25 protein-coding genes are annotated in these 25,579 nt (G+C 40.8%); 14 read left to right on the plus strand and 11 right to left on the minus strand.

Annotation, left to right across the window (positions count from 1 at the left end):
• Positions 1-133: 133 nt before the first annotated feature.
• Positions 134-475, plus strand: coding sequence for a YisL family protein (locus IOC57_RS16530; protein WP_076367205.1), 342 nt, complete (start codon positions 134-136; stop codon positions 473-475).
• Positions 476-531: 56 nt separating this feature from the next.
• On the opposite strand, the gene IOC57_RS16535 is transcribed toward IOC57_RS16530, so the two are convergent.
• Positions 532-1,098: a DUF2777 domain-containing protein gene (locus tag IOC57_RS16535; protein ID WP_063232220.1), complete on the minus strand. Its 567-nt coding sequence runs from the start codon at positions 1,096-1,098 to the stop codon at positions 532-534.
• Positions 1,099-1,382: 284 nt separating this feature from the next.
• On the opposite strand from IOC57_RS16535, the gene asnB reads away from it, so the two are divergent.
• Entirely contained in the window at positions 1,383-3,230 is a 1,848-nt protein-coding gene (asnB, locus tag IOC57_RS16540; RefSeq protein ID WP_207439760.1) for an asparagine synthase (glutamine-hydrolyzing), read from the plus strand.
• A 42-nt stretch (positions 3,231-3,272) separates the two neighbouring features.
• Here the strand turns inward: asnB and IOC57_RS16545 are convergent, their stop codons facing one another.
• Positions 3,273-5,024 (minus strand): glycoside hydrolase family 13 protein, encoded by a 1,752-nt coding sequence (locus tag IOC57_RS16545; RefSeq protein WP_207439761.1) that lies wholly within the window; start codon positions 5,022-5,024, stop codon positions 3,273-3,275.
• A gap of 374 nt (positions 5,025-5,398) precedes the next feature.
• Here IOC57_RS16545 and IOC57_RS16550 point away from each other — a divergent pair, with 374 nt between their 5' ends.
• The 4 genes from IOC57_RS16550 to IOC57_RS16565 all read left to right on the plus strand — a co-directional run bounded on the left by IOC57_RS16550 (position 5,399) and on the right by IOC57_RS16565 (position 11,443).
• The gene (locus IOC57_RS16550) at positions 5,399-6,646 is read left to right on the plus strand and encodes an extracellular solute-binding protein (protein WP_207439762.1); all 1,248 of its coding nucleotides are present in this window, start codon (positions 5,399-5,401) and stop codon (positions 6,644-6,646) included.
• A 150-nt stretch (positions 6,647-6,796) separates the two neighbouring features.
• Positions 6,797-8,332, plus strand: coding sequence for an alpha-amylase family glycosyl hydrolase (locus IOC57_RS16555; RefSeq protein WP_207439763.1), 1,536 nt, complete (start codon positions 6,797-6,799; stop codon positions 8,330-8,332).
• A 79-nt stretch (positions 8,333-8,411) separates the two neighbouring features.
• Entirely contained in the window at positions 8,412-10,061 is a 1,650-nt protein-coding gene (locus IOC57_RS16560) for a glycoside hydrolase family 13 protein (protein WP_207439764.1), read from the plus strand.
• Positions 10,062-10,399: 338 nt separating this feature from the next.
• Positions 10,400-11,443 carry a LacI family DNA-binding transcriptional regulator gene (locus tag IOC57_RS16565; protein WP_207439765.1) on the plus strand — a complete coding sequence of 348 codons (1,044 nt, stop codon included), beginning with the start codon at positions 10,400-10,402 and terminating at the stop codon, positions 11,441-11,443.
• Between the two features lie 39 nt (positions 11,444-11,482).
• On the opposite strand, the gene IOC57_RS16570 is transcribed toward IOC57_RS16565, so the two are convergent.
• From IOC57_RS16570 to IOC57_RS16590, 5 genes are all read right to left on the minus strand, one after another.
• Complete coding sequence (locus IOC57_RS16570; protein ID WP_309487721.1) at positions 11,483-12,262, minus strand: MBL fold metallo-hydrolase; 780 nt, start codon at positions 12,260-12,262, stop codon at positions 11,483-11,485.
• Positions 12,263-12,383: 121 nt separating this feature from the next.
• On the minus strand, positions 12,384-13,259 hold the full coding sequence (locus IOC57_RS16575; RefSeq protein WP_286184940.1) for an SDR family oxidoreductase: 876 nt from the start codon (positions 13,257-13,259) through the stop codon (positions 12,384-12,386).
• Between the two features lie 236 nt (positions 13,260-13,495).
• Entirely contained in the window at positions 13,496-13,987 is a 492-nt protein-coding gene (locus IOC57_RS16580; RefSeq protein WP_063232211.1) for a YajQ family cyclic di-GMP-binding protein, read from the minus strand.
• A 103-nt stretch (positions 13,988-14,090) separates the two neighbouring features.
• Positions 14,091-14,222: a DUF3941 domain-containing protein gene (locus IOC57_RS16585; RefSeq protein WP_082196697.1), complete on the minus strand. Its 132-nt coding sequence runs from the start codon at positions 14,220-14,222 to the stop codon at positions 14,091-14,093.
• 68 nt (positions 14,223-14,290) lie between these two features.
• Complete coding sequence (locus IOC57_RS16590) at positions 14,291-15,157, minus strand: DegV family protein (RefSeq protein WP_207439768.1); 867 nt, start codon at positions 15,155-15,157, stop codon at positions 14,291-14,293.
• A 157-nt stretch (positions 15,158-15,314) separates the two neighbouring features.
• Between IOC57_RS16590 and IOC57_RS16595 the strand changes: the two genes are divergently transcribed.
• Positions 15,315-16,157 (plus strand): YitT family protein, encoded by an 843-nt coding sequence (locus tag IOC57_RS16595; protein WP_076367181.1) that lies wholly within the window; start codon positions 15,315-15,317, stop codon positions 16,155-16,157.
• A 187-nt stretch (positions 16,158-16,344) separates the two neighbouring features.
• Here IOC57_RS16595 and IOC57_RS16600 read toward each other — a convergent pair whose 3' ends face one another.
• From IOC57_RS16600 to IOC57_RS16610, 3 genes are all read right to left on the minus strand, one after another.
• On the minus strand, positions 16,345-16,536 hold the full coding sequence (locus IOC57_RS16600) for a DUF3813 domain-containing protein (protein WP_207439769.1): 192 nt from the start codon (positions 16,534-16,536) through the stop codon (positions 16,345-16,347).
• Positions 16,536-16,688, minus strand: a complete 153-nt coding sequence (locus IOC57_RS16605; protein ID WP_164468789.1) for a hypothetical protein — start codon at positions 16,686-16,688, stop codon at positions 16,536-16,538. The genes IOC57_RS16600 and IOC57_RS16605 overlap by 1 nt, the downstream gene beginning before the upstream one ends.
• Positions 16,689-16,792: 104 nt before the next feature.
• Positions 16,793-17,608, minus strand: a complete 816-nt coding sequence (locus IOC57_RS16610) for a Cof-type HAD-IIB family hydrolase (RefSeq protein WP_207439770.1) — start codon at positions 17,606-17,608, stop codon at positions 16,793-16,795.
• Between the two features lie 231 nt (positions 17,609-17,839).
• On the opposite strand from IOC57_RS16610, the gene IOC57_RS16615 reads away from it, so the two are divergent.
• The 3 genes from IOC57_RS16615 to moaA all read left to right on the plus strand — a co-directional run bounded on the left by IOC57_RS16615 (position 17,840) and on the right by moaA (position 20,156).
• Positions 17,840-18,628 (plus strand): prolyl oligopeptidase family serine peptidase, encoded by a 789-nt coding sequence (locus IOC57_RS16615; protein ID WP_207439771.1) that lies wholly within the window; start codon positions 17,840-17,842, stop codon positions 18,626-18,628.
• A gap of 95 nt (positions 18,629-18,723) precedes the next feature.
• Complete coding sequence (locus tag IOC57_RS16620) at positions 18,724-19,032, plus strand: metal-sulfur cluster assembly factor (RefSeq protein WP_034314562.1); 309 nt, start codon at positions 18,724-18,726, stop codon at positions 19,030-19,032.
• Positions 19,033-19,142: 110 nt separating this feature from the next.
• Entirely contained in the window at positions 19,143-20,156 is a 1,014-nt protein-coding gene (moaA, locus tag IOC57_RS16625) for a GTP 3',8-cyclase MoaA (protein ID WP_207439772.1), read from the plus strand.
• A 257-nt stretch (positions 20,157-20,413) separates the two neighbouring features.
• On the opposite strand, the gene IOC57_RS16630 is transcribed toward moaA, so the two are convergent.
• The gene (locus IOC57_RS16630) at positions 20,414-21,103 is read right to left on the minus strand and encodes a Crp/Fnr family transcriptional regulator (protein ID WP_207439773.1); all 690 of its coding nucleotides are present in this window, start codon (positions 21,101-21,103) and stop codon (positions 20,414-20,416) included.
• A 232-nt stretch (positions 21,104-21,335) separates the two neighbouring features.
• Here IOC57_RS16630 and argC point away from each other — a divergent pair, with 232 nt between their 5' ends.
• The 4 genes from argC to IOC57_RS16650 are packed head-to-tail and all read left to right on the plus strand — an operon-like array spanning position 21,336 to position 25,555.
• Entirely contained in the window at positions 21,336-22,373 is a 1,038-nt protein-coding gene (gene argC / locus IOC57_RS16635) for an N-acetyl-gamma-glutamyl-phosphate reductase (protein WP_207439774.1), read from the plus strand.
• 16 nt (positions 22,374-22,389) lie between these two features.
• Entirely contained in the window at positions 22,390-23,622 is a 1,233-nt protein-coding gene (gene argJ, locus IOC57_RS16640) for a bifunctional ornithine acetyltransferase/N-acetylglutamate synthase (protein WP_207439775.1), read from the plus strand.
• An 11-nt stretch (positions 23,623-23,633) separates the two neighbouring features.
• Positions 23,634-24,407, plus strand: coding sequence for an acetylglutamate kinase (argB, locus tag IOC57_RS16645; protein ID WP_207439776.1), 774 nt, complete (start codon positions 23,634-23,636; stop codon positions 24,405-24,407).
• Positions 24,404-25,555: an acetylornithine transaminase gene (locus tag IOC57_RS16650; protein ID WP_207439777.1), complete on the plus strand. Its 1,152-nt coding sequence runs from the start codon at positions 24,404-24,406 to the stop codon at positions 25,553-25,555. Before argB ends, IOC57_RS16650 begins: the two co-directional genes overlap by 4 nt.
• Positions 25,556-25,579 lie beyond the last annotated feature (24 nt).

The following is a 25,579-nucleotide window of genomic DNA, read 5'->3' on the forward strand; positions in this document are numbered from 1 at the left end:
GGACCAGTTAAGAAGAAATGTAAATGATGTTCATTAAATTGTTGATTTTACCCATTAAGGTGATTCCTTAGTTTTGTTTTTTTGTAAAAGCCTATGATATGATGAAATGGAAACTGAACGAGGGGGCAAAAAAATGACACATATGCATATTACTGCTTGGGTTATCGGAATCATTCTTTTCTTTGTCACATATTCGATGCTTAAAGGTGGAAACCCGAAAGCGAAAATGCTACATATGATAACAAGGTTGTTCTATCTATTGATTTTCCTTACTGGCGGTATGCTGATCACTGATTTTGGTGCTTACGCAGTAAAAATGATTGTTGGTATCATCGTGATTGCGGCGATGGAAATGGTGTTGGTCCGTACGAAAAAAGGAAAAAGCACAAGTGCCATGTGGATATTGTTCATCGTAGCGCTTGTATTCGTCCTTTATTTAGGGCTTTCGCTGCCACAAGGAATGGACTTTTTTTAATGCAGAATTAAAACGGGTAAATGAGGAAATCTCATTTACCCGTTTTCTTTTACCCGTTATTGTGAATTCACTTTCTCAATGACGATCCTTTTCCCCGTGTTCAGGGTGAATTCAAAACGATCGTGATCCTTTTTCCCATAAGAAAAATGGTGTTGAACGAGACATATTTGGCTCTCGTTATCAAAGGTGAAGAAATTCACGCCGGACTGGTTAGGGACGGCCCTTAAAAAGGTGAGCTGGTTATAGCTGTATATACAATCATAAATAGAAAAATCAAGTGAATTCAATGTCGTTACAAATTGGAAAAAGGAATCGTCGTTCAATTCTTCCAATAAACGTTCGAAAGAGTAGAGCAGTTTTTTGCGTATCCGGATGGGCTCATTTTCCCTTAAGAAGGTGATTTCCCGGTGAAGCAGGATTTTTCCCTCTTCTTCAACTACTCCTTGCTGCCAGCGCCCACCCCTGTACACTTCAATGATGCTATCAACGTGGTCCTCAATGGAGCAGGCCTCATCTGTTTCATCATCGAAAAAAATCCATTGTTGATTGATATTTTCCACTGTTCCTTCGGTAAAAGCTCTTGTTTGCCTGTTCATTAACTTGGTTCGTTGTTGCTGACTCATACATATACCTCCAATAGTGGAATCCTCACCTACTTTTTAGTCAAAATCCAATGAAAATATAACTGTATATTTTAAAATATTATGGACAAATAACCATCTTTCCGTCTTTGCATAGGCTATGTTTAAACACGGGATGCATTGCTCAACAATTCATTAACAACACCGGGCGTTGTGGGCAGGTGGTCCTACGGAATGATACTGATCGATACTTAGGAACTGTAAATCTTTTTAAGACAGGGAGCCAATATATTTTTGATAGCCCGGAAGAAAGGATGAAGTGTAAAATGTGTGGGATAACAGGCTGGGTGCATTTTCAAAAAGATTTACGGACAAAAACGAAAACACTGGAAAACATGACAAAAACGTTGGCAAAGCGGGGGCCAGACGAAGGAAATGTTTGGAGCGAAGCCCATGTTGCCTTTGGTCATAAACGGTTAACGGTTGTCGATGCGGAAGGCGGAAAACAGCCGATGACGAAAAATCACGAAAACGGCAGATATACGCTTTGTTATAATGGTGAGCTATATAACACCGAGGATATTCGTAAACAGCTATTATTAAAAGGATATTCCTTTAACGGTCATTCTGATACAGAAGTTTTGCTAACTTCTTATATAGAATGGAAAGAAAAATGCATTGACTTGTTTAATGGGATTTTTGCGTTTGCGATTTGGGATGAAAAGGAACAAAAATTATTCGTTGGAAGAGATCGGATGGGGGTAAAACCATTCTTTTATGCGGAAAGGGATGGCGGGTTCATTTTTGGGTCGGAGCTTAAGGCGATACTGGCCCATCCGGATGTTAAAACGGAGATTGACCGTGAAGGGCTGTCTGAAGTCTTTGGTGTTGGTCCATCCCGAAAGCCAGGTTCAGGCATATTTCATAATATCCAGGAATTAAGGCCTGCCCATGCGCTTACCTTATCAAGGGAAGGCCTCCGGATTTGGAGATATTGGAATGTGAAAAGTGAAGAACATCGGGATACGCTTGATGAGACGGCAGAGAAGGTTCGCTTCCTAGTCGAAGATGCAGTGACACGGCAACTTGTATCAGATGTTCCACTTTGTACCTTCTTATCAGGAGGGCTTGACTCAAGCGCGATAACGGCCATTGCTGCAAATGCCTATCAAAAAGAAGGGAAAGGCCGGCTTCACACGTATTCCATTGATTATGAGGATAATGAGCGCTATTTTAAGGCAAATGACTTTCAACCTAACTCTGATGGGTATTGGATTAAAAAGATGTCGGATAGTTTTAACACGGTTCACCATTCATCGATCATCACTCAAGAGCAGTTGACGGATTATTTAACAGAAGCTGTTCTTGTAAGGGACCTACCAGGGATGGCAGATGTCGATTCTTCCTTACTTTGGTTTTGTAAGGAAATCAAGCGGGATTTTGTCGTAGGCCTGTCAGGCGAATGTGCGGACGAAATTTTTGGAGGGTATCCTTGGTTTCATCGTGAGGATGATTTGAATCGTGCTGGTTTTCCATGGATGAGATCTACGGATGAGCGGGTATCTTTATTGAAAACGGGATGGCGCGAGAAATTGAAGCTGGAGGAATATGCGCAGGAAGCTTATTTGAACACCCTTGCCGAGACACCTAAATTGGAAGGGGAAAACGGTGTAGCAGCAAAGCGGCGAGAGCTTTTCTATGTGAATTTATTATGGTTCATGACGACGCTCCTTGACCGGAAGGACCGGATGAGTATGGGTGCAAGTCTGGAGGTGCGCGTGCCATTTGCCGATCATCGCCTTGTTGAATATGCATGGAACATTCCTTGGGAAATGAAAATGGAAGGCAACCGTGAAAAGGGTATTCTAAGGAAGGCTTTGGAGGGGCTATTACCGGATGAAGTATTGTATCGTAAAAAAAGTCCATATCCAAAGACCCATAATCCTGTATATACAGACCGTGTGCAGGCGTGGTTGAAAGACTTACTGACGGATAAAAATTCGGTCCTGCATGAGTTTTTCGATAAACAAAAGCTAACCGATATAGTAGATTCCAAGGGTGCTGCTTTTAAAGTGCCGTGGTTCGGGCAATTGATGTCAGGTCCACAGTTGCTCGCTCACTTGGCACAAACCCATGTATGGTTCAAAGAATATGATATCCAAATAATTGATTAAAAAAACGGGGCGGATGATTTTCACTGCCCCGTTTTCATTGCTTCAATGATTGAATGCGAGAAGTTTATATTGATAACCACCCAAATCAAATCTACCTTCCTGTGTGGTTTCTTCTGTTCTTAAATCGGTTAGTGTACGTCCTTTAAAATCAAAAGGGAGGGTAAAGGATTGCTGGACATCTGTCGGATTGATGAGGATCACGACAGAACGTTTTCCATTATCCTTTTGGTAGGCCACGATATTTTCGTTTCCGGATGTATCAAGAAATTTGAACTTTCCGTCATTGGCAAGTAATCGTTCTTCTTTTCGCAAAAGGATCAATGCCTTAATTTCATTGAAAAGCTCGGTATTTTGTTTTTCTTCTTCCCAGACCATGCATTTTCGGCACCCTGGGTCCATGCCTCCGGTTAAGCCGATTTCATCACCATAGTATATACAAGGGCTGCCATTGAATGTCAGCAGGATTGCATGGATGAGTTTGGCCCGAGCTAGATTTTCCCCGCAATCCGTGAAAATTCGCGGTGTATCATGGCTTCCAAGAAGATTGAATGTCACATCAAAAACATTGGTTGGATAACTGTGATAGATGGCTGTCATTTCTTCTGTGAACTCGCGTGCATTGATGGTTTGTGAAGCGACCAAGCGAAAAACTTGGTTGGTAAAAGGGTAATTCATGACCGCATCGAACTGATCGCCGCGAAGCCATGGCATCGAGTCATGCCAAATTTCCCCAAGAATATAAAGGTCAGGCTTTATATTCTTCACCGTTGTTCGAAATTCACGCCAGAATGGCTGATCGACCTCATTTGCCACATCGAGCCGCCAGGCATCTATATCGAACTCCTTGATCCAATAAGCCGAGACTTCGAGCAGATATTCTTTCACCTCAGGATTCGCCGTATTCAATTTTGGCATCGATTCAAAAAAACCGAATGTTTCATAATTGGGCCTTTCCCCTCCCTTAAGGGGCAAGCTGTGTGGGTGGAACCAATCCTTATATTTCGATTTCTCTCCTTTTTCGAGTAGATCCTGAAAAGGGGGGAAATAGTAGCCGCTATGGTTAAAGACGGCATCCAGCATGACCCGTATATTCCGTTTGTGGCATTCGGTTATTAGTGTTTTCAATGTTTCCCTCGTTCCGAATTGCGGATCGATACTCCGATAATCAATCGTATCGTATTTATGATTGGAGTAGGCATGGAAGATTGGCGTGAAATAAATTCCGTTGATGCCGAGATTCTCTAGATAATCCAAATGTTCAATGATTCCTTCGAAGTCCCCGCCAAAAAAATTATCCACGGCCGGATCTTCACTTCCCCAAGGTTTCACACCTTCCGGATCGTTGTTGGGGTTTCCATTCGCGAACCGTTCAGGGAAAATTTGGTACCAGGTCGTATCCTTTACCCATTCGGGTGCCCCGAAAACTTCATTTTGATGCAGATAGGGAATCGCGAAATAGCTTCCAGGATCTCGGGGGGGTTCTTTAAAGAAGCCCTTTTCCGTATAAACGGCACTTTCATCTTTTGAGGATACCTTGAACCCATATCGAATTCTTCGATAGGGAGGCTTCACATAAATATGCCAATAATCATGACGGTTATCGCTGCCTGACAAGCTCATCGGAAGTTCTTCGTATTGCCATTGACCATTATCTGAAAGGTATGGATCCCCAAAAATCAATCCAACTGAGGAGATATCTTGTTTTTTCGTACGTAGGCGGATATGTAGGGTTTCAGTGCTGATGGGATAGCTGTAACTGTCATTAGGTCTATGGTGTATCGATGAAAATTCCATTTGAAAATCACTCCAATTCTAAAAGTATTTGAGGATGTGAATATGAAAAAGGGAACTTCAGGCTACTTGTGAGGGGGGCTAATGGCTAATCAGTTGTACTAAGCCGTGTTTAAGTTTTTTTCAATATGGTTCTTTACCCAATTCCAATTGAAAGAAGCACTTATTAACTAAAAAATAACAAAAAGTGTGCATCAGTACAAGGAAATAAATACGTCGAGGAAAATGTTGTAAAAATCAAAGGCGTTCATATAATGATAACAATAGCTTTGGTATCGCTTTCATTAGGGGCTTTATTTGGATGACTGAACTGAAAAACAGTATTATTTGACGCTTTTGGACATGATAGAATAAACATTTTAAAAAGGAGAATGAAAGTGAAGAAGCTGATTTTTCATTTGTTCATGTCCATAGTGTTGATCGCTAGTGTAAGTGCTTGCGGATTCAGTTCAGATTTGGAAAATAAAGTAGTGAAAGAAAATAAGAAAAAAGAAGAAGCCAGCGATGAAGAGAAGCCGGAAAAATTGATCATTTGGGAAGAAGAAGGTAAAGCGGAGGCCCTTAAGCCAGTGATTGAAGCTTTTGAAAAAGAATATGGAATCAAAGTTGAGCTTGAAGAGCTAGAAATAGCTACCGAAATGTATGAGCGGCTTCGTCGTGATGGGCCAATCGGAAATGGAAAGGCCCCAGATGTCGTAACTTTTTCTCATGAAAAAGTCGGGCAAATCGTGAAGGAAGGCCTAATTCAGGAAGTGAAGGTGAATGATGAAGTAGTAAATGCTTTCATTGAACCTTCAATTAGGGGAGAGACGTATCAAGATAAGATATTTGGATTGCCGAAGTCCGTAACCACATCCGTTTTCATTTATAATAAAAAATTGATGGCTAAGGCTCCCGAGACGATGAATGACCTTTATAAAATGACGAAAAAATTAAGAAAAGGTAACGTGCATGGTTACTATGCCAAATGGAATGATTTCCATGATTCGTTTGGGGTAATGGCTGGAATGGGAGGTTATATATTTAAAGATAAGAATGGAAAACTTGACCCTTTTGAGATTGGTTTGAATAATGATGGTGCTATAAAAGGGGCTGCGTACATCCAAAAATGGTATAGGGCGGGTTTGATTCCTAAAGGCGATAAGGCAGCGATCGAGATGTTGTTCATACAAGGGAATTTGGCTTCTTTCATGAGTGACGGGAGCTCATTTACCGAGCGAAAGGATACAGGCATTGCCCCGATGCCCGAACTGCCCAATGGCCAGCCAATGAAAACGATAATGAAAATCAAAGGCTGGCATGTAACAGCTTTCACAAAACATCCTTATTGGTCTACGAAGTTAGTTGAATATTTGACAAATGATGATAATGCAATGAAACGTTATCAAATAACAGGTGAAATCCCTGCTAATAAATCAATCAAACACAATGCAGCAATCAATGAAAATGAAAGGGCACAAGCCTTAAGCATACAATTACAATACGCTGAACCCGTGCCGAATATTCCGGAAATGAATAAGGTATGGGGACCGATGAATTCAGCCATGGAGGAAATAACCATTCAAAAAGTAAAACCAAAAAGGGCTTTGGATAAAGCGGTTAAGACGATAAAAAAAGAACGTTAATCGTGTTCTGCCTTTACCAATTCAGTATTCATAACCTGTATCCCCAATTTGTCCCTATAGTGTAAATTTTTTTATAAATTGGATTTGACGTTAAGGGGGTCAAAAGGCTAATCTTAAAGGCGTAAAGAGATAGCTAGGAGGAGAGCGGATATGAGAAAAAGAGTGTTATCACTCGCTTTAATTCCGTTGCTTCTTTTTTACGCGATTCCAGTAGGAGCAGCTGAAAAAGAACAACGAACTTGGAAGGATGAAATCGTATATTCATTATTGGTCGACCGATTTTTTGATGGGAATACTCAGAATAATGGAGATGCGAACGTGAATGACCCTTCCACGTTTAATGGTGGGGATTTCGAAGGTGTCACGAAGAAGCTGAATTATTTAAAAGATATGGGTTATACCGCTATCATCCTTTCACCGATTTTTGCTAATGATGAAAATGGCTATCATGGCGATTGGGTGGCCGATTTCTATAAAACGGATAAACACTATGGGACAATTAATGAATTTAAAAAACTCGTGAATGAGGCACATAAACGCGAAATGAAAGTGATCATTGATTTCCAAGCAAATAATGTGGGCCCTGACTCCACTTGGCTAACCGATCCAAAAAAACAAGATTGGTTCCATGAAGAAAAAAAGATTTCGAAGGACGGTAACCAGACGGATTTGGAAACAGGGTGGGTCGATGGTCTTCCCGATTTGAATCAAAATAATGAGGAAACACGAAAATATTTACTTGATGCTGCCAAATGGTGGATAAAGGAAACTGATATTGATGGATACCGTATAAATAAAGTCCAATACGTAGCGAAGGATTTTTGGAAGGAGTTTGTGGATGGAGTCAAATCTGAAAAATCAAATTTCTATACAATCGGCGATGTACAAGGTGATGCTGATTTGATTTCAAGCTACAAGGAGACCGGTATCGATGCTTTTATGGCTTATCCGCAAAATGCTGAGCTACGGGAAGCATTTGCCGCACCCGATAAAGAATTGAAACCTGTTTTTAATGCGTTTGCGAAAAGTGAAGATGAACTAGGGGGCGATGCCCATCAAGCGTTGTTCATGGATACTCAGGGAATGCCCCGATTTACAAAGGATGCAGCCGATCATAACGAAAATCCAGGTTCCAGATGGAGAATGGCGCTTTCGTATCTATATACGATGCCAGGGGTGCCAATCGTATTTTATGGATCGGAAATTGCCTTAAATGGCGATATTGCCCCGGATAATCATAAGTTGATGAATTTTAAGACAGAACAGGAATTGGTGGATTATATAACAAAGCTTTCGGATCTCAGAGACATGTATCCGGCATTGGTAAAAGGGAATATGGAGCTTTTATATGAAAAAGGTGGAACTTCGGTATTCAAGCGTGTATATGGTGATGAAACGATTGTCGTCGCCATGAACAATACGACTGAAACTCAAACGATTAACCTTACTGATAAGGAACTTGAAAGTAATAAAGAGTTGAGAGGTATGCTGAATGGGGATCTGGTCCGCAGTAAGGACAACAGTTACTCTATTGTAATCGACAGGGAGACGACAGAAGTATACACGTTGTCACCTAAGTCGATTATTAATATTCCTTACCTGTTAGTTATAGGATTGGTTCTTCTTATTTTTGGTATATTCATTGCTTTGGTTATTAAGCGTTCAAAACGGAACCAACCAAAATAATCATATGCCTCTCGATTGTCGGTAGCCGCCAAACATTGTCCCTAAGGCTTTGTGGAAAACAGGATCGGGAGGTTACAGCATGAATAAGACCTGGTGGAAAGAAGCGGTTTGCTATCAAATATACCCGCGCAGTTTCATGGATAGTAATGGTGATGGGGTCGGAGATATAAAGGGTTTGATTTCAAAGCTTGACTATCTGCAGGAATTAGGGATAGATGTTATTTGGATTTGTCCGTTTTATAGATCGCCCAATGCGGATAATGGCTATGATATTAGTGATTATCAAGCGGTTTCCGATGAATTCGGTTCAATCGAAGATATTGATCTGTTATTGAAAGATGTTCACGGACGTGGGATGAAGGTGATACTCGATCTTGTTTTGAATCATACAAGTGATGAGCACCCCTGGTTCGTCGAGTCACGTTCGTCCCGCGATAATCCGAAACGGGATTGGTATATATGGAGGGATGGGCAGGACGGTCGTGAGCCCAATAATTGGGAAAGTATCTTTTCCGGAAGTGCTTGGAAATTCGATGAAAGGACCAATCAATACTATTTACATTTATTTGCCGAAAAGCAGCCAGACTTAAACTGGAAAAATACTGATGTGCGACAGGCATTATATAAAATGGTCAATTGGTGGCTCGATAAGGGAGTCGATGGCTTCCGGATTGATGCCATCACGCATATTCATAAGCGTGAAGGACTTCCGGATATGCCCAATCCTTATTGGCATCAGTATGTACCTGCGTTTGAAATGCACACCAATCAGGACGGGATTCTGGATTACCTTCAGGAGTTGAAAGAAGAGACTTTCTCTAAGTATGATATCATGACGGTTGGTGAGGCCAATGGCGTCAGGATTGAGCAGGCGGAGGAATGGGTCGGGGAACTGAATGGGAAGTTCAATATGATCTTTCAATTTGAACATCTTGGACTTTGGAATAGGGGACAGAATCACGATGTTGATGTTCAGGGGTTAAAGCGCACAATGACCAAATGGCAAAAGGGTCTGAAAAACAAAGGATGGAATGCTTTGTTTTTTGAAAATCATGACCAGCCCAGAAGTGTATCCACCTGGGGAAATGAACATCAATACTGGTTGGAAAGTGCAAAAATGATTGGGGCCCTTTACTTTTTCATGCAAGGCACACCTTTTATTTATCAAGGTCAGGAAATTGGCATGACGAATGTCCAATTTGATTCGATTGATGATTATGATGATGTAGGAATGAAAAACTTTTACCGGATAGAGACCTCCAAAGGTCGTCCGCATGATGAAATCATGAACATTATATGGCATAGCGGCCGTGATAATTCACGAACACCGATGCAATGGAATGATATTGAAAATGGCGGATTCACGAACGGAACACCTTGGATGAGGGTTAATCCCAATTATCGCGCCATCAATGTAGAACAGCAGAAAAATGACCCGTCATCCATTTATCATTTTTATAAAAAGATGATTGAACTTCGAAAAAAACATCAGGTCCTTGTTTATGGGGAATATGAATTATTATGGGAAGATCACCCCGAACTTTATATTTATACAAGAAATATGAATGATAATTCAGTCATGGTAGTATGTAACTTTAGTATGAATCACCACCAAATTGACCTTTCTTATTGGGGGGGGATGGAACTTTTGCTAGCTAATTATGAGGATTGCCCTGAGGTGTCCCTTATCGATTTACGTCCATATGAAACGAGGGTTTATCGTTATTAATTTGTAAATCACTTTTATGGACTTGATTGGAAGTTAGCTTAAAACCTATGTAGTTAGTCGTCTGACTTCTTAATTCCCAATAGACCTGTCGTTTTTTTAGAAGCTGATCGTACATCAGCTTCTTTTTGGATTTTAAAAAAGAGATGAAAAAACGGAAAAGTGAGTATTTTCTGAAAAATCGAACAAACATTAAAAAAAGTATGGATATAACTATTGAACTGAGTGTATTATGAATACATACAAAATGTATAAATATAAAAAATATTAGAGAAGCGTTTATTGGTATTCACTTTTTTAAAAGGAAGTCAATAAAGGCGAAGAGAGGAGAGGGGAAATGCATGGCCATCACAATAAAAGATGTGGCACAGCTAGCGAATGTTGCTCCTTCAACAGTTTCTCGAGTGATTGCAAACAATCCTCGAATAAGTGAAAAAACAAAGGAACGGGTACGTAAGGCGATGAGCAAATTAGGATACCATCCAAACTTCATTGCACGTAGTCTTGCCAATCAATCGACAAGGATCATTGGCTTGGTAATGCCCAGTTCGTCAAATGATTATTATCAAAACCCCTTTTTTCCGACGATACTCCAGGGTCTAAGTGAGGGAGCTCAGGAAAATCATTATTCCCTGTTGCTAAGCACGGGAAAAACCGAAGATGAAATCTACGAAGGAGTAGTGAATATGGTGCAGGGGGGGATGGTGGATGGAATCATCCTAATGTATTCAAGGATGGACGATCACATTCTCGCCTATTTGAGAGCAAGAGCTTTTCCATTTGTGATCATTGGAAAACCCTTCGATTTCATTGAGGAAATAACATATGTTGATAACGATAATGTATTGGCTGCCGAACAGGCAACGGATTACCTCATACAGCTAGGTCATGAAAGGATTGGATTCATCGGAGGTGATGTAACCCTAGTGATGACCCTTGATCGTTTGTCCGGATATGAACGGGCATTGAAGAGGGCTGGAATCGATCGAAGGATCGAATATACCCTGCATGAAGATTTTTTGCATGAAGGGGGACAAGCAGCTGCAAAAAGGTTACTATCCATCGATGAACCACCTACCGCTTTGGTGGTCAGTGATGATCTTATGGCACTTGGAATCGTGCATTCACTTCGCGAGATGGGTGTGCGCACTCCTGAAGAAATGTCAATCGTCAGTTTCAATAACGTTGTTTTCTCTGAACTGTCATTACCAGCCCTGACTTCCGTAGATATTAACATTTTTGATTTGGGATATCAGGCCGCTAAGGGCATCATTCACATGCTGCAGACTGGAGATACTCCTGCCGGGACGATCATTCCACATCATTTCGTGGAAAGGCATTCCTGCAGATCTATCAAGCACGGTGCAATGGCCATGACTTATTGAACCCAAAAGGGCATTGCGTAAAAGCAATGCCCTTTTTTTCTAGAAATGTACGCTGAAACTTCTGAATGCATGTACACCCGTTCCGTGTCTGATTAAATTATTCTCTTTAAGATATTGAATGGCTGCTAGGACATCCTCAAGGACCCTTGGTTCGAGGCCGAGTTGGTTGTGTCCGCCATAGATTTTGGTGACTGCCTTTATCTTTGCGATTTTTTCTAATGAATTCACAAGGTCTTCAGGGCTTGTCGAGGGATAAAATGCATAAATTGGAGTATCTGAATAAAGCAGGTCGCCAGTGAATAAATAACCTGTTTCATTATCGAAAATCGAGATGTGGCCAGGTGAATGCCCAGGCGTGTGATAAATGATTAAATTGCGGTTCCCGAGATCGATCATGTCCCCATCCGATAAGAGCCCATCAGGGTAGCCCAGGTATGGCTTGTATGTAAAAGGGTCGAATGATTCCGGTATGGGTACAGTGATATCCCGGGCCATGTTCTTCCTTATTTGTTCCAAAGACAAACCTTCAATGCCGTTGATCAGCCAATTGGCATCATCTCCATGAACATAAATTGTATCATAATCCCCGTGACCGCCAATATGATCCGCATGAACGTGTGTGGTCAAGACGATAATCGGAAGATCGGTAAGCAGGTCTGTAATCCGCTTAATCGAACCGATGCCTAATCCTGTGTCGATTAACGCAGCCCGGGTCTCCCCAAGTAATAAAAAGGAATGAACTTTCTCCCAATGACCATATTCACTGATTGCAAACGTTTTTGAGTCCAATTTCTGAACGGTGAACCATGGATCTGCAATATTTTTCAAAAATGACCCCACTCCTTCCCAATTCATATATTCCGCGTTAACCGGAAATATCCTGCTTGAAAGAGTAAAAGCAGTGGATTTGTGAAATCCACTGCTTTTGGATAGATAAGGCTTATCCGTTTACAACAGTCCCGCCGTTTACATGGATGACTTGTCCGCTTACATAGGATGAATCATCACTTCCCAAATATACATACGCTGGTGCCAATTCCTCTGGCTGCCCTGCACGGCCCATTGGAGTATCCTGTCCGAATTTGGCAACATCCTCTTCACCGAATGAGGCAGGAATCAGCGGTGTCCAGATCGGACCTGGAGCCACACCGTTCACTCTGATGCCATCTTTTGAAATGGAGTTCGACAGGGCTCTTGTAAATGCCAGTATTGCACCTTTTGTTGAAGAGTAATCGATTAATTTTGGGTTGCCCTGATAGGCTGTAATAGAGGTTGTATTAATGATGCTGCTTCCTTTTTTAAGGTGCTTCAATGCAGCTTTAGTTATGTGGAACATCGAGAAAATATTCGTGCGGAACGTTTTTTCCAATTGTTCAGTTGAAATGTCCAGGATACTTGTCTGCACATGCTGTTCTCCGGCGTTGTTGACTAGAATGTCCAAACCGCCAAACTCATCAACCGTTTTTTTGACGACATCCTGGCAGAAGGCTTCATCACCGATATCACCGGAAATGAGTAAACATTTCTGGCCTTCTTTTTCGACCAATTCTTTTGTCGCTTTGGCATCCTCGTGTTCATCCAAGTATGCAACTGTCACATTCGCTCCTTCTTTAGCGTAGTAAATGGCAACTGATTTACCGATTCCGCTGTCTCCTCCTGTAATGATTGCCGTTTTACCTTTTAATTTGCCGCTTCCTTTGTAGGAAGCTTTAACAGAATCAGGGTTCGGTTCCATTTTTGTTTCCAATCCAGGTTGATGCTGCTGATGTTGGGGTGGAAATCCTTGTTTATGCTGATTTTGGTTTTGAGTAGTCAAGATATAAACGCCTCCCATTTAATTATCTACGCTTTTTCTATTCCTTCTTTTAGGAAAAAGAAAACATGGTAAAAATACCCAAACAAAGTCTTGTTTAATGTTTTAACTGAAGGGAACATGACTAGTCTTTCCATGTTACATGAAGGCGATTCATTTGAGGGAAAAGGAGGGGATGACCGACGATGGAGGCAGTTGCATAAAAAAAGACCCACCCAAAGCAGGTGAGGCCTTCATACTTAGCGGTAATTCAAGAATTGTACATCAATGGACAGATCAGCGCCCCGGATCGCGGAGATGATTCCTTGTAAATCATCCCGGTTCTTACCGGTAACCCGGATTTGATCATCCTGGATTTGGCTTTTCACTTTTAGACCGCTATTCTTAATGATGGTATTGATTTTTTTTGCTTGCTCCTTATCGATGCCTTGAATTAACTTAGCCCGTTGGCGAACGGTTCCGCCAGAAGCTCCTTCTAATTTGCCGTAATCCAGGTTCTTGACTGGTACGTCACGTTTAATGAGTTTGCTAATGAGAACATCCTTCAGCTGTTCGAGCTTATACTCATCGTCGGATACTAAGACCAGGTCTTCTTTTTCAATGGTGATGCTGCTTATGCTCCCTTTAAAATCATAGCGAGTCTGTATTTCCTTCATAGCCATGGTAACTGCATTCGTTACCTCTGAAAAGTCTACTTTCGAAACAATATCAAATGAATTTTCCTTTGCCATCACTTACCTCCAGCAGGGTTTATTTCCTTTATTATAGAGAAAGTGTGATAGGAAGACAACTATATAAACGATATTAAAAAAGCGAGGGGACAAGCCCCGCGCTTCATTTATGATCCGTTTTCTTCGAATAGGAGTGCTTACCTGCAGTAAGGTTTTCCTGATAAGCGATATTTTTTTCAGCATTTCTCGCTTGGTTATCTTTTGGCCTTTTATTGTCATCGGTTGTTTTGGACATAGTGAAAACTCCCTTCCATTATCTGATCAATATATATTGTTCACAATTATGGAAGGGAGTATGTATGTTTATGATTTATCAGGGGTATCGTTTAAGAAGAAGAGGGCAATTGTGCCAGGACCGGCATGTGCACCGATGACGGACCCAATTGTATGGATCATGAAGTCGGTTGTCCCGAATTCATTTTGGATGGCTTCCTTCCATTCCATGGCCGTTTCTTCATCATCACCATGACTGATGGCAATCGTTTGGGTTGTCAAGTTTTTGCCTCTTTCGTACATTAATTCGATTACACGTTTAATCAATTTCTTTTTGCCGCGTATCTTTTCGAGCGGAACAAGCTTCCCATCTTCAACATGCAATAACGGTTTAATGTTTAATAAACCGCCAACAAGGGCAGATGTCTTGGAGATGCGGCCGCCCCGGGCCAGATAATCTAGGTTATCTACAGTGAATAGATGCTCCATATGCCGGGTTTGGAATTCGATGGCAGCCAGGATTTCTTCTTTAGTGGCACCGTTTGCTGCCAGATCGGCTGCTTTCTTTACAATTAAACCTACGCCCATTGAAGCACATTTCGTATTGACGATTTCAATGTCAAGATCAGGGTACTCTTCCTTCACCTGATTAAGAATCATCACTGCCGTTTGATAGGTTCCAGATAACTCAGAGGAAAAGGCTATATATATCCCTTGTTTTTTCTCCTTGGCAAACTGTGTGAAAAGTTCTATAAAGTATTCTGGGGAAGCTTGCGATGTTTTCGGGGCTTTTCCTTCAAGCATCGCCTGATAGACTTCGTGAGAATTAATAGTAAGTAAATCTTCATAATTTTCCCCGTCAAGATGGACTTGTAAAGGTATTAATGAAACATTGTTTTCCTTATAGAAAGACAACGGTAAATCACATGCACTATCTGCAAGAATCGTGATAGCCATAATACACCTGCTTTCCTTTTACAATTTTTAGAAAAATGAGTGGTCACTCTACTTTTTAGTGTAGCACGTAACGGTAAAAATTCAATCTCTACGTAAATAGAATAAATAATTAAGGGTAAAAAGATAATAGAATTAGGGTGAAATGGAGGTTTACAGGATGTACAGTGGTGAAATGAAGAAAATTATCATAGTTGTGGTCGGAGCATTACTGAATGCCATCGCAATGAACTTTTTTCTAATACCGGCAAACGTATATGCAAGCGGCTTTACAGGAGTGGCCCAGTTATTATCGAGGATGATTGGCTCTTTTGCTCCATTTAATGTATCTACAGGTATTCTATTGTTTTTATTGAACATTCCAGTAACGATCATTGCTTGGCGAAAAGTTGGAAAATCTTTTACTTTTTATAGTTTCCTCAGCGTTGTCTTGATGTCCTTCTTTATGGAAATCATTCCGATTACACGCTGGTCACCTGATATATTATTGAATGCGGTGTTTGGCGGAGTCATAGCTGCAGTAGGTGTGGGGATCACCTTGAAATACGGTGCATCGACTGGCGGAATGGATATTATCGCTATGCTTCTATCACGGAAGAAAGATAAACCAGTGGGTACTTATTTATTTCTGCTGAATGGCGTGATCATTGTAACAGCAGGTGCTGTTTATGGACCGGAAAAAGCTTTGTACACACTTGTTACCCTTTACACATCGACCCGTGTCGTTGACGCGATACATACGCGACATGAAAAGCTTACAGCCATGATCATAACAAAGAAAAGTGAAGAACTTAAACAGGCAATCCATGCTAAGTTAGTTCGCGGAATTACAAGGGTTCCTGCCAAAGGGGCGTTCACCAACGAAACTAAGGAAATGTTATTGATTGTCATTACAAGGTATGAACTGTATGACCTTGAAAGGATCATCAAGGAAGTGGATCCGCATGCTTTCACAAACATCATAGAAACTTCAGGAATTGTTGGAACTTTCCGCAGGGAATGATATTAATAAAGCATCTGAAAATCACGACAATGATTTTTACCGGGAAATTGGGCAAAGGGTGAAGAAGCCACTGCTGATTCCCTCAGTATGGACTTTTATAAAGAAATGGGTAAAAAGGTGGAAAGGCATAAAATAACAATTGATGAAAACAAAGCGAAAGCCTCCAGGAATCCTGGAGGCTTTCAAGTTATTTAGAGTGGTTTTCCAGCTCTTCCTGGAGTTCTCGCAGTTGTCTTTTTTCTGCCTCGGTCGTATTGGCAAAGGCTGATGAAAGAGCGTTTTTAGCGATTTCCTCTGTCTTATGCTGGTCACCGTCATGCTCAGAGTGGAGAGCTTCTTCAACAAATTCCCTAGCCTTCTGAAATAAATTGTTTCCCATTAGAAGCCACCATAGCTTTGTTCAGACATTATTCTTAACCTGTCTTTTTCAGCCTCTTCAAACGTAGTGTGATAAGGGATTTTTTCGGCATGCCTGGCAACACTTTCTTTGCCCTGCTGTACAAATCGTTTAGATTTACTGCTTTTACCCATTCTTATCTCCTCCGATTCTGAGCGTTGTCGACAACGGAATGGAAGCTGTTGTCCATATTAGTTTGGCTTGAAAGATAGATATTATGAAGGTAAAAAATAACGTATTAGGCTTTTATATTGAATTTTTCTTCGAGGAAGACAGCAATACCATCTTCTTCATTCGTCAATGTAGTCGTATTTGCAACCGTTTTTACTGGTGATATCGCATTTCCCATAGCCACCCCGGTTCCCGCGTAATCGAGCATTTCCAGATCATTATCTTCATCACCGAATGCGATTATCCTGTTTTGAGGAATTTCCAGAAAGTTGGATACGCGTTTTAGACCCACGGCTTTACTTAACCCGCTTTTTATTATTTCGATGATATGAAAAGGTTCTGCCCAACGGCGATGATCGACCAACTCTGCATGGACATCGGATAAATGCTGGCGAATCTGTCCTACAAATTCACTATCTGTGTGAATAAGCATCGAAGTTGGGGAATCCTGAAGGTAATTGCGCAAGTCACCCGTCTTCATGTTCGGATTTCCTACATTGAACATGTTCATCAACTTTTCATCATGATAATGGACATAAACATCATCCCTGACTTCTGCGATAATGTTGTGATATTTAAACTGATCACACGCTTCAACAATATCTTTCGCAACGCTAATATCAAGTGGTGAGTGGTATACCCCCCAGCTTGTATGTAATGGGTGATGGACGAAAGCGCCATTGAAATTAACGATTGGTGTAGTCAGCCCCAATTCCCGGTAATAAAGTTCACTTGAGCGAAATGGACGCCCGGTAGCGATCATAACTTCGTGTCCATCTTCCTTTAGTTTTAGGAGTGTTTTTTTAGTTCTTGAAGAAATTGTTTTGTTATCTGTAAGTAAAGTACCATCAAGATCCAATACGATTAAATGTTTCTCAGCCATGTACACACCTTCTGTTCTTTTTTATTTCATTATATGCAAATATTGTTAAGTCTAGTTTAAAGTAAATGTAAATCTTTTTCATTCTTTATGCATTCCTGTATGATATTACTATATCCAGGATTATATTAATTAAAGCGATGCTAAGGTTTAAAGGAATGGAATGATGAATGCCAAAGCCCTATTTGAGAAGGGGATTGAAAGGCCGGAACAAATTTATTCGGAGGGGTTAACTTGATAATAATTGAAAAAGAACATATTGGAAATATTCCTGTATTGCATCTAGGTGAAGAAACCAGTTTCAATCAGGAATTGCCGCTTATTATTTTTATACATGGTTTTCAAAGTGCGAAAGAACATAATCTTCATTATGCATATTTATTGGCTGAAAAGGGTTTTCGTGTGCTTCTTCCCGATGTGATTCATCATGGGGAAAGGCAAGCTGGTTTAAGTGATTCTCAAATGATGCCCCGTTTTTGGGAAATGGTTTTACAGACAATCCAGGATTTATCTTTGTTGAAGGATGATTTATTATCCCGAAAATTAATTGATCCTGGTAGAATTGGCGTAGCAGGTACCTCTATGGGGGGAATAGCGACTAATGGGGCCCTGGCTGCTTATGAATGGATATCCGCCGGAGTCAGTTTAATGGGAAACCCATCATATGTCGCGTATGCAGAGCTCCAAATGGCGGAGATTAAGAAAAGGAAAGTTAATTTCCCAGCTACTGATGAGGAAGTTGCCAAGGTGATTGAACAGCTCAAGCCATTTGATTTGAGTCTTAATCAGGATAAGCTTTCCAACCGTCCGCTTCTTTTTTGGCATGGCGCCAAAGATCCGGTTGTGCCTTATCAACATGCATATCGTTTTTATGAAGGGGTCAAAGCAGGGTATAATGAGGCAGATGAAAAAATTGATTTTATCCTTGACCCCATGGCAGGACATAAGGTGAGTAGAGAAGGCGTGCTCAAGACTGCAGACTGGTTCGCGAAACATTTACTGTCAACTGTGCAAAATGCTTAAGTACTTACTTAAAATCTGTTATGATTCTAATACGGACATAATGATGAAACCGACAATTTAAAATAAAAAGGTTTTCCATAAAAGGAGTGATCGAAGTGGATCAAGATACAAAAGACATTATTTTAGGCGCTTTGGAGCAGGTCATTGACCCTGAGCTTGGTATAGATATCGTGAATTTAGGTTTGGTATATGATGTTGATATGGATGAGGAAGGTCTGACTACCGTGACGATGACATTGACTGCCATGGGCTGCCCGATGGCAGGGACAATTGTCGATCAAGTGAAATTGGTTCTCGAAGATATACCCGAGGTCAAGGAAACGGATGTGAAGATTGTCTGGAGTCCGCCATGGACGAAAGACAAAATGTCCAGATATGCTAAAATTGCATTAGGAATCAAATAATAACCATGTAATAGAAAATGAAAAGCCAGTCAAAAAACTGTGAATCCATTTTTTGGGGTCCACTTTTTATGGCCTGGTTTTTTTTTATACTTTTGGCTAGGAGTGGTTAATTGAACAGTCATATTAAAGATTCATTGGACAGGCCACTAAGGGATTTAAGGATTTCAGTCATAGATCGCTGTAACTTTCGATGTCAGTATTGCATGCCTGCTGAAATTTTTCATGAGAATTTTCAGTTCCTGCCTAAAAGTGAGCTATTATCTTATGAGGAAATTGTAAGGCTTTCTAAGATATTTGCAAGCTTAGGAGTTAAAAAACTAAGGTTGACAGGCGGGGAACCATTACTCCGGAGAGACCTTACCACTCTGATTTCATATCTCGTTAAAATTGAAGGTATTGAAGATATTGGACTGACTACGAATGGTGTCTTCTTGAAAAAACATGCCGTGAATTTGAGGGAAGCTGGTTTGCGGAGGGTGAATATCAGCTTAGACAGCCTCGATGATGAACTTTTTAAGAAGATGAACGGCAGGAATATCGGCATAAAGCCTGTTATAGAAGGCATCACTGCTGCCAAAGAAGCAGGGCTTGGCGTTAAAGTGAATATGGTAGTGAAAAAAGAAACTAATGAATCTCAAATCCTGCCGATGGCGCGATTTTGTAAAGATGAGAGCATTCAATTACGCTATATAGAATTCATGGATGTCGGACATACAAATGGCTGGCAGTTGAAGAATGTCATTACGAAAAAAGAATTGCTTGCGATGCTCCAAACCGAATTCGATCTTGAACCGGTTGAAGAAGATTATTTTGGAGAGGTGGCCAAACGCTTCCGTTATAAGGGCACTGCTGCAGAAGTGGGCTTCATAACCTCGGTATCCGAATCTTTTTGTTCAAGTTGTACACGTGCACGTCTTTCTGCCAATGGAAGTTTATATACATGCCTGTTTAATGGAGAGGGACATGACTTGAAGTCTTTGCTGCGTTCCGACATGACAGATGAAGAATTATCCGGGTTCATCATTTCACTTTGGAATCGTAGGTATGACCGCTATTCGGATGAACGGGCAGCGGGAACAGTAAAGAAACAGGAAAAAATCGAAATGTCATTCATTGGTGGGTGAAAAACATGGGACTCCCGTCCGAATGAACAAAAAGGGGTGGAAACTATCTCCATCCCTTTTTTTGTAAAGTTGTTAGGAACCTAAGATGCCAGCAATGGACGGGATCGACTTTTATACTTTTTTTATGCATTTTTATATAGGACACTTCGTAATGAAAATAAATCAATGGTCCTAGGGGTAAATCTAGCCTGGAATAAACTCCAATCATTTTCAAATCAGTAAGACATTATGTATTGCTCTTTTTTTATGGGAGGGGTTTAATCGATTGTACAGATTTCTATTGGACAGTTTTCACAGTCGATTTCCTGTTTCAAATAGTCAAAGTCAAGAATCGTAATGTGTCCCTTTTTAATGGAGATGACATTGTTTTTCCTTAATTGAGCTAGCATTCGATTGACTACCTCGCGGGATGTGCCGCAAAAATTGGCGAGTTCTTGGTTCGTGAAGGGAAGATTGATAACTTTACCGTCTTCTACTTCAGTGCCATAGCTATTTGATAAACGGATGAGGGTGGAGTAAAATGCGCCTTTTTTACCGTGCAGAAGCATGTCGCGGAATTTAGCCTGATTTTTACGGTTTTGAGCGGATAACCATGTCATCATATCGACAGCAAGACGACTATCAGAGGCGATTTTATCTTCTAATGCTTCTTTGGAAATAACCGATACAGCTCCATCTTCCATCATTTTTGCATTCATCATATATTTAGGGTTTTGAGAAAATAAGACTGTTTCCCCAACCAAATCATTCTCCGAACTAATGCGTATCGTTAATTCTCGACCGTCGGGAACAACCTTACTCACTTCTACTTTCCCTTTTATAATATAATACAAATCACTTGCAGGGGTGCTCTCCTGAAAAAGGTAGCGCCCTTTTTCCATATGTTTAACTTGATGTTTATTATCTAAAATTGCATGCATCCGATTAGATAACGATAATTCATTCATGCATATGACCACCTTTCAGATACCGTTATTACTCAATTACTCCCTTTGATTTAAACGAAAAAAAACCTAGTAGTCAACAAGTTTGGATAATTCTAGGATTTTAGATGGATAATTTTTCATTTGGAATTAATGTTTATAATTTTATAAAAATACATTTGATTTTATTTTTATTCAGTCTTATAATAATAGAATCAAAGAATGACAGGGACCTGAAATTATAGGAGATGGTTTTATGAACGTATCAATAGTAGGTGCAACGGGTTATGGAGGACTGGAACTAATAAGATTTTTGAATAATCATCCGCAATTTAAAATAAAATCATTGCATACTTCATCCCAATTTGGTCGAAGTTTATATGAAGAAAATACACATTTAATGCATATGAAAGATAAATTAGAAGAAATTGACCCGAAAGCCATTGCAGAAAAATCCGATATTGTATTTCTAGCAACTCCTTCTGGTGTTTCATCGCAATTGATTTCGGAATTTTCTGACCTTGATATTAAAGTAATCGACCTATCTGGAGACCTCAGGCTTCAAACTCCAGGTGAATACGAGCACTGGTATAAAAAAACAGCCGCTCCTCAGCAAATTATAGAAGATGCCGTATACGGATTGGCTGAATGGAATGCCGAAGCAATAAAAAAAGCAACGATTATTGCCAATCCAGGTTGCTACCCAACCGCATCACTATTAGGTCTCGCCCCTTTATTCACTGAAGGATTGGCCGGAGCAGCTGCTGATGTGATCATCGATGCAAAATCTGGGGTTTCAGGGGCGGGTAAATCACTTTCGGCAGTCACCCATTATAGTGAAATGAATGAGAACTTTAAGATATATAAGGTAAATCAACATCAACACATACCGGAAATTGAACAACAGCTGGGGCGATGGTCATCAGGTTTACAGCCCATCACCTTTAATGCACATCTTGTTCCAATGACAAGAGGGATTATGGCAACGATGTATATAAAGGTAAATCGGAAAACCTCAAATGTTGAATTGAAGGATTTATACGAAACAGTATACGAGAACCACCCATTTGTCCGGGTACAGCCCCTTGATCGCTTTCCATCCACGAAACAGGTATTTGGATCGAACTTTTGCGACATTGGTGTGGATTATGATGAAAGAACAGGTAAGGTAACAGTGGTTTCAGTTATTGATAATTTAGTGAAGGGTGCTGCAGGGCAGGCCATTCAAAATGCAAATATATTAATGGGACTAGAAGAAACGGCAGGACTATGGAACAGTCCGTTATATCCGTAAACTATGGAGGGAAACAATGAATACACTACAGCCAGTTGAAGTAATCAAACAAATTCAAGAAGGAAACATTTTAATGCCCCAAGGTTTCAAAGCGTCAGGTGTCCATGCAGGATTACGCTATTCTAAAAAGGACATTGGCATCATTTTTACGGATGTCCCAGCATCAGCCGCAGCGGTTTATACACAAAATGTAGTTCAAGCCGCTCCAATCAATGTAACGAAAGATAGCATTGCAGTTACTGGAAAACTTCACGGCATTGTAGTGAATAGTGCTTGTGCGAATGCTTGTACAGGCGAACAGGGTTTAAAGGATGCAAATGAAATGAGGAAGATTGCGGCTTCAAAGTTCGGTTTGGAGGATCATTCATTTGCAGTGGCTTCAACGGGAGTCATAGGGGAATTCATGGAGATGGAAAAAGTAAGGAAAGGTATAGAGTCATTGCAGCCAGAAAATACATCTGAAGCAGCTGAAGCTTTTGGTACAGCCATTTTAACAACGGATATTGTAACGAAGAGCTGTGGTTATGAATCGATTATTGACGGTAAAACAGTGAAAATGGGCGGCGCTGCGAAGGGATCGGGAATGATTCATCCAAACATGGCCACAATGCTCGGTTTCATAACAACGGACGCTGTAATTGAACCGGGTGATTTACAGCAAGCACTATCTTCCATTACAAATGATACATTCAATCAAATCACGGTTGATGGCGACTGTTCAACGAACGACATGGTGTTAGTGCTCGCGAATGGAGAAGCGAACAATGACCCTTTGACACCTAATCATCCAGAATGGTCCATTTTCCTGGAATTATTAAAACAAACTTCCGAAAATCTCGCTAAACAAATTGCGAAAGACGGAGAAGGTGCCACAAAACTGATAGAAGTGAATGTTCATGGCATGCATACGAAGCAAGATTCACAGATGATGGCGAAAACGATCGTAGGATCAAATCTAGTGAAAACAGCAGCTTTTGGAGCGGATGCAAACTGGGGACGCATCATTGCTGCGATGGGAAGAAGCGGAGTGGCATTCAATCCGGATCAAACAACGATCGTTTTTGGTGATATCGTCGTACTTAATAATGGTGAGCCAATCCTGTTTTCAGAGGAAGAGGCCAAAGCATACTTAGAGAATGATAGTATCATCATTCATGTATATTTAAAAGATGGTAATGAATCAGGCACGGCATGGGGATGCGATTTAACCTATGATTATGTGAAAATAAACGGAAGCTATCGTTCGTAAGAGGTGAAAATATGGACATATTAGTCGTAAAGTGCGGCGGCAGCATCATTAATGAGCTATCGGAGTCGTTTTTCAATAGTGTTAGAGAGTTACAAAACCGCGGCTACCATATTGTCTTTGTGCATGGAGGCGGCCCTGATATAAATTCAATGCTTGAAAAATTTGAGATTGAACCAGTATTTGAAGATGGTTTAAGAAAAACGACCACTGAAGTGTTGGAAATCGTGGAACTTATGCTTGCAGGTAAATCGAACCGCAGCCTCGTTCATAAATTGGAAGCTCATGGAATCAAGGCAATCGGTATAAATGGCTCTGACGGAGGAATTCTCACAGGTGATTATATCGATGAACAGAAACTTGGAGCTGTTGGTGAGATACAACAAGTCAATACGGAATTATTAGGACTTTTATTCGAAAAAGGTTATTGTCCGGTATTGACGCCCATTTCAATTACCGAAGAAGGCAATAAATTAAATGTGAATGCCGATATGGCTGCTGGGTCTGTAGCGAAGGCACTATCGGCCGATATGTGTTTATTTGTGACAGATGTTAAAGGGGTCTTGAAGAATGGGCAGATCATTGAGAAATTGAATGAAACGGAAACGAAGAATATGATCATGGATGGAAGTATCCATGGGGGAATGATCCCGAAAGTCAATACAGCATTGTCGGTGCTGAATAAAGGGATTGAAGAAGTGATGATCGTTAGTGGGAAAGAATATTTTTATCAAGGCGGACAATTCATCGGTACGAAATTTCTTCAGGAGGAAGGGGTATTTCAATGAGTTCTTTATTTCCAACATATGCAAGGTGGAACATTGAGCCAGACACAGCGTCAGGATTGAAGATTACGAGTGCAACTGGTATAGAGTATCTGGATTTTACATCCGGGATCGGGGTTTTGAATCTTGGGCATTGTCATGAGAAGGTAAAAATGGCTGTTACAGAGCAGCTTAATAAATATTGGCATGTATCGAACATGTTTCAAAGTTCCATACAGGAACGGACAGCAAAAATGCTGGCTGATGCCTCTGGTTTAAGTCAGGTGTTCTTTGCAAACAGCGGTGCTGAGGCGAATGAGGCAGCTATCAAACTAGCACGTAAAGCAACTGGGAAAAGCAAAATAGTCACATGTCAGCAGTCTTTCCACGGCCGTACGTTTGCAACGATGGCTGCAACGGGGCAGGAAAAAATCAAGATTGGTTTCGGACCGATGCTAGCTTCGTTCGAATATGTTCCATTTAATGATAATGATGCGATGGCAGCAGCCATTGATGAAAATACGGCAGCTGTAATGATTGAAATAGTTCAAGGTGAGGGCGGCATTCATGTGGTACAGCAATCTTATCTGGACGCGATACAAACTCAATGCCAAGATTACGGAGCTCTCCTTATCATAGATGAAATCCAGACTGGAATAGGGCGTACAGGGAAACCATTTGCATTCCAGCATTTTAATATTCAACCGGACATCATAACTTCAGCAAAGGGGCTGGGTAATGGACTGCCAATCGGGGCGATGATTGGAAAGGAAGCACTGTCTGAGTTCTTTAACCCTGGAAGTCATGGATCCACTTTTGGAGGTAATCCCGTTAGTGTCTCAGCGGCCGAAGCCGTGTTAAAGGAAATTTTCCAGTCAGGGTTTTTAAAAGAAACCGTTAAAAAGGCTGAATACCTTGAGAGCGAATTGGCAAAAGCATTGATGGACATGGAAGAAGTGAAAGAGATTCGCGGTCTGGGAATGATGGTCGGAATCGAATGTAAACAGGATGTTCAGGGCTTTATAATGGAACTGCAAGATGAGGGCTTACTTGTATTGAGTGCAGGTCCTAAAGTACTTCGTTTACTCCCATCCCTGACAGTTACCGAATCGGAGATCAATAGTGCTATAAATAAAATTAAAAAAGTATTGGGAATAAAACAAACTATCTAAATTTATTGAATTTTTATAGAATGA

Source organism: Bacillus sp. SD075 (assembly GCF_017355165.1).
Classification (GTDB): Bacteria; Bacillota; Bacilli; order Bacillales; family DSM-1321; genus Peribacillus.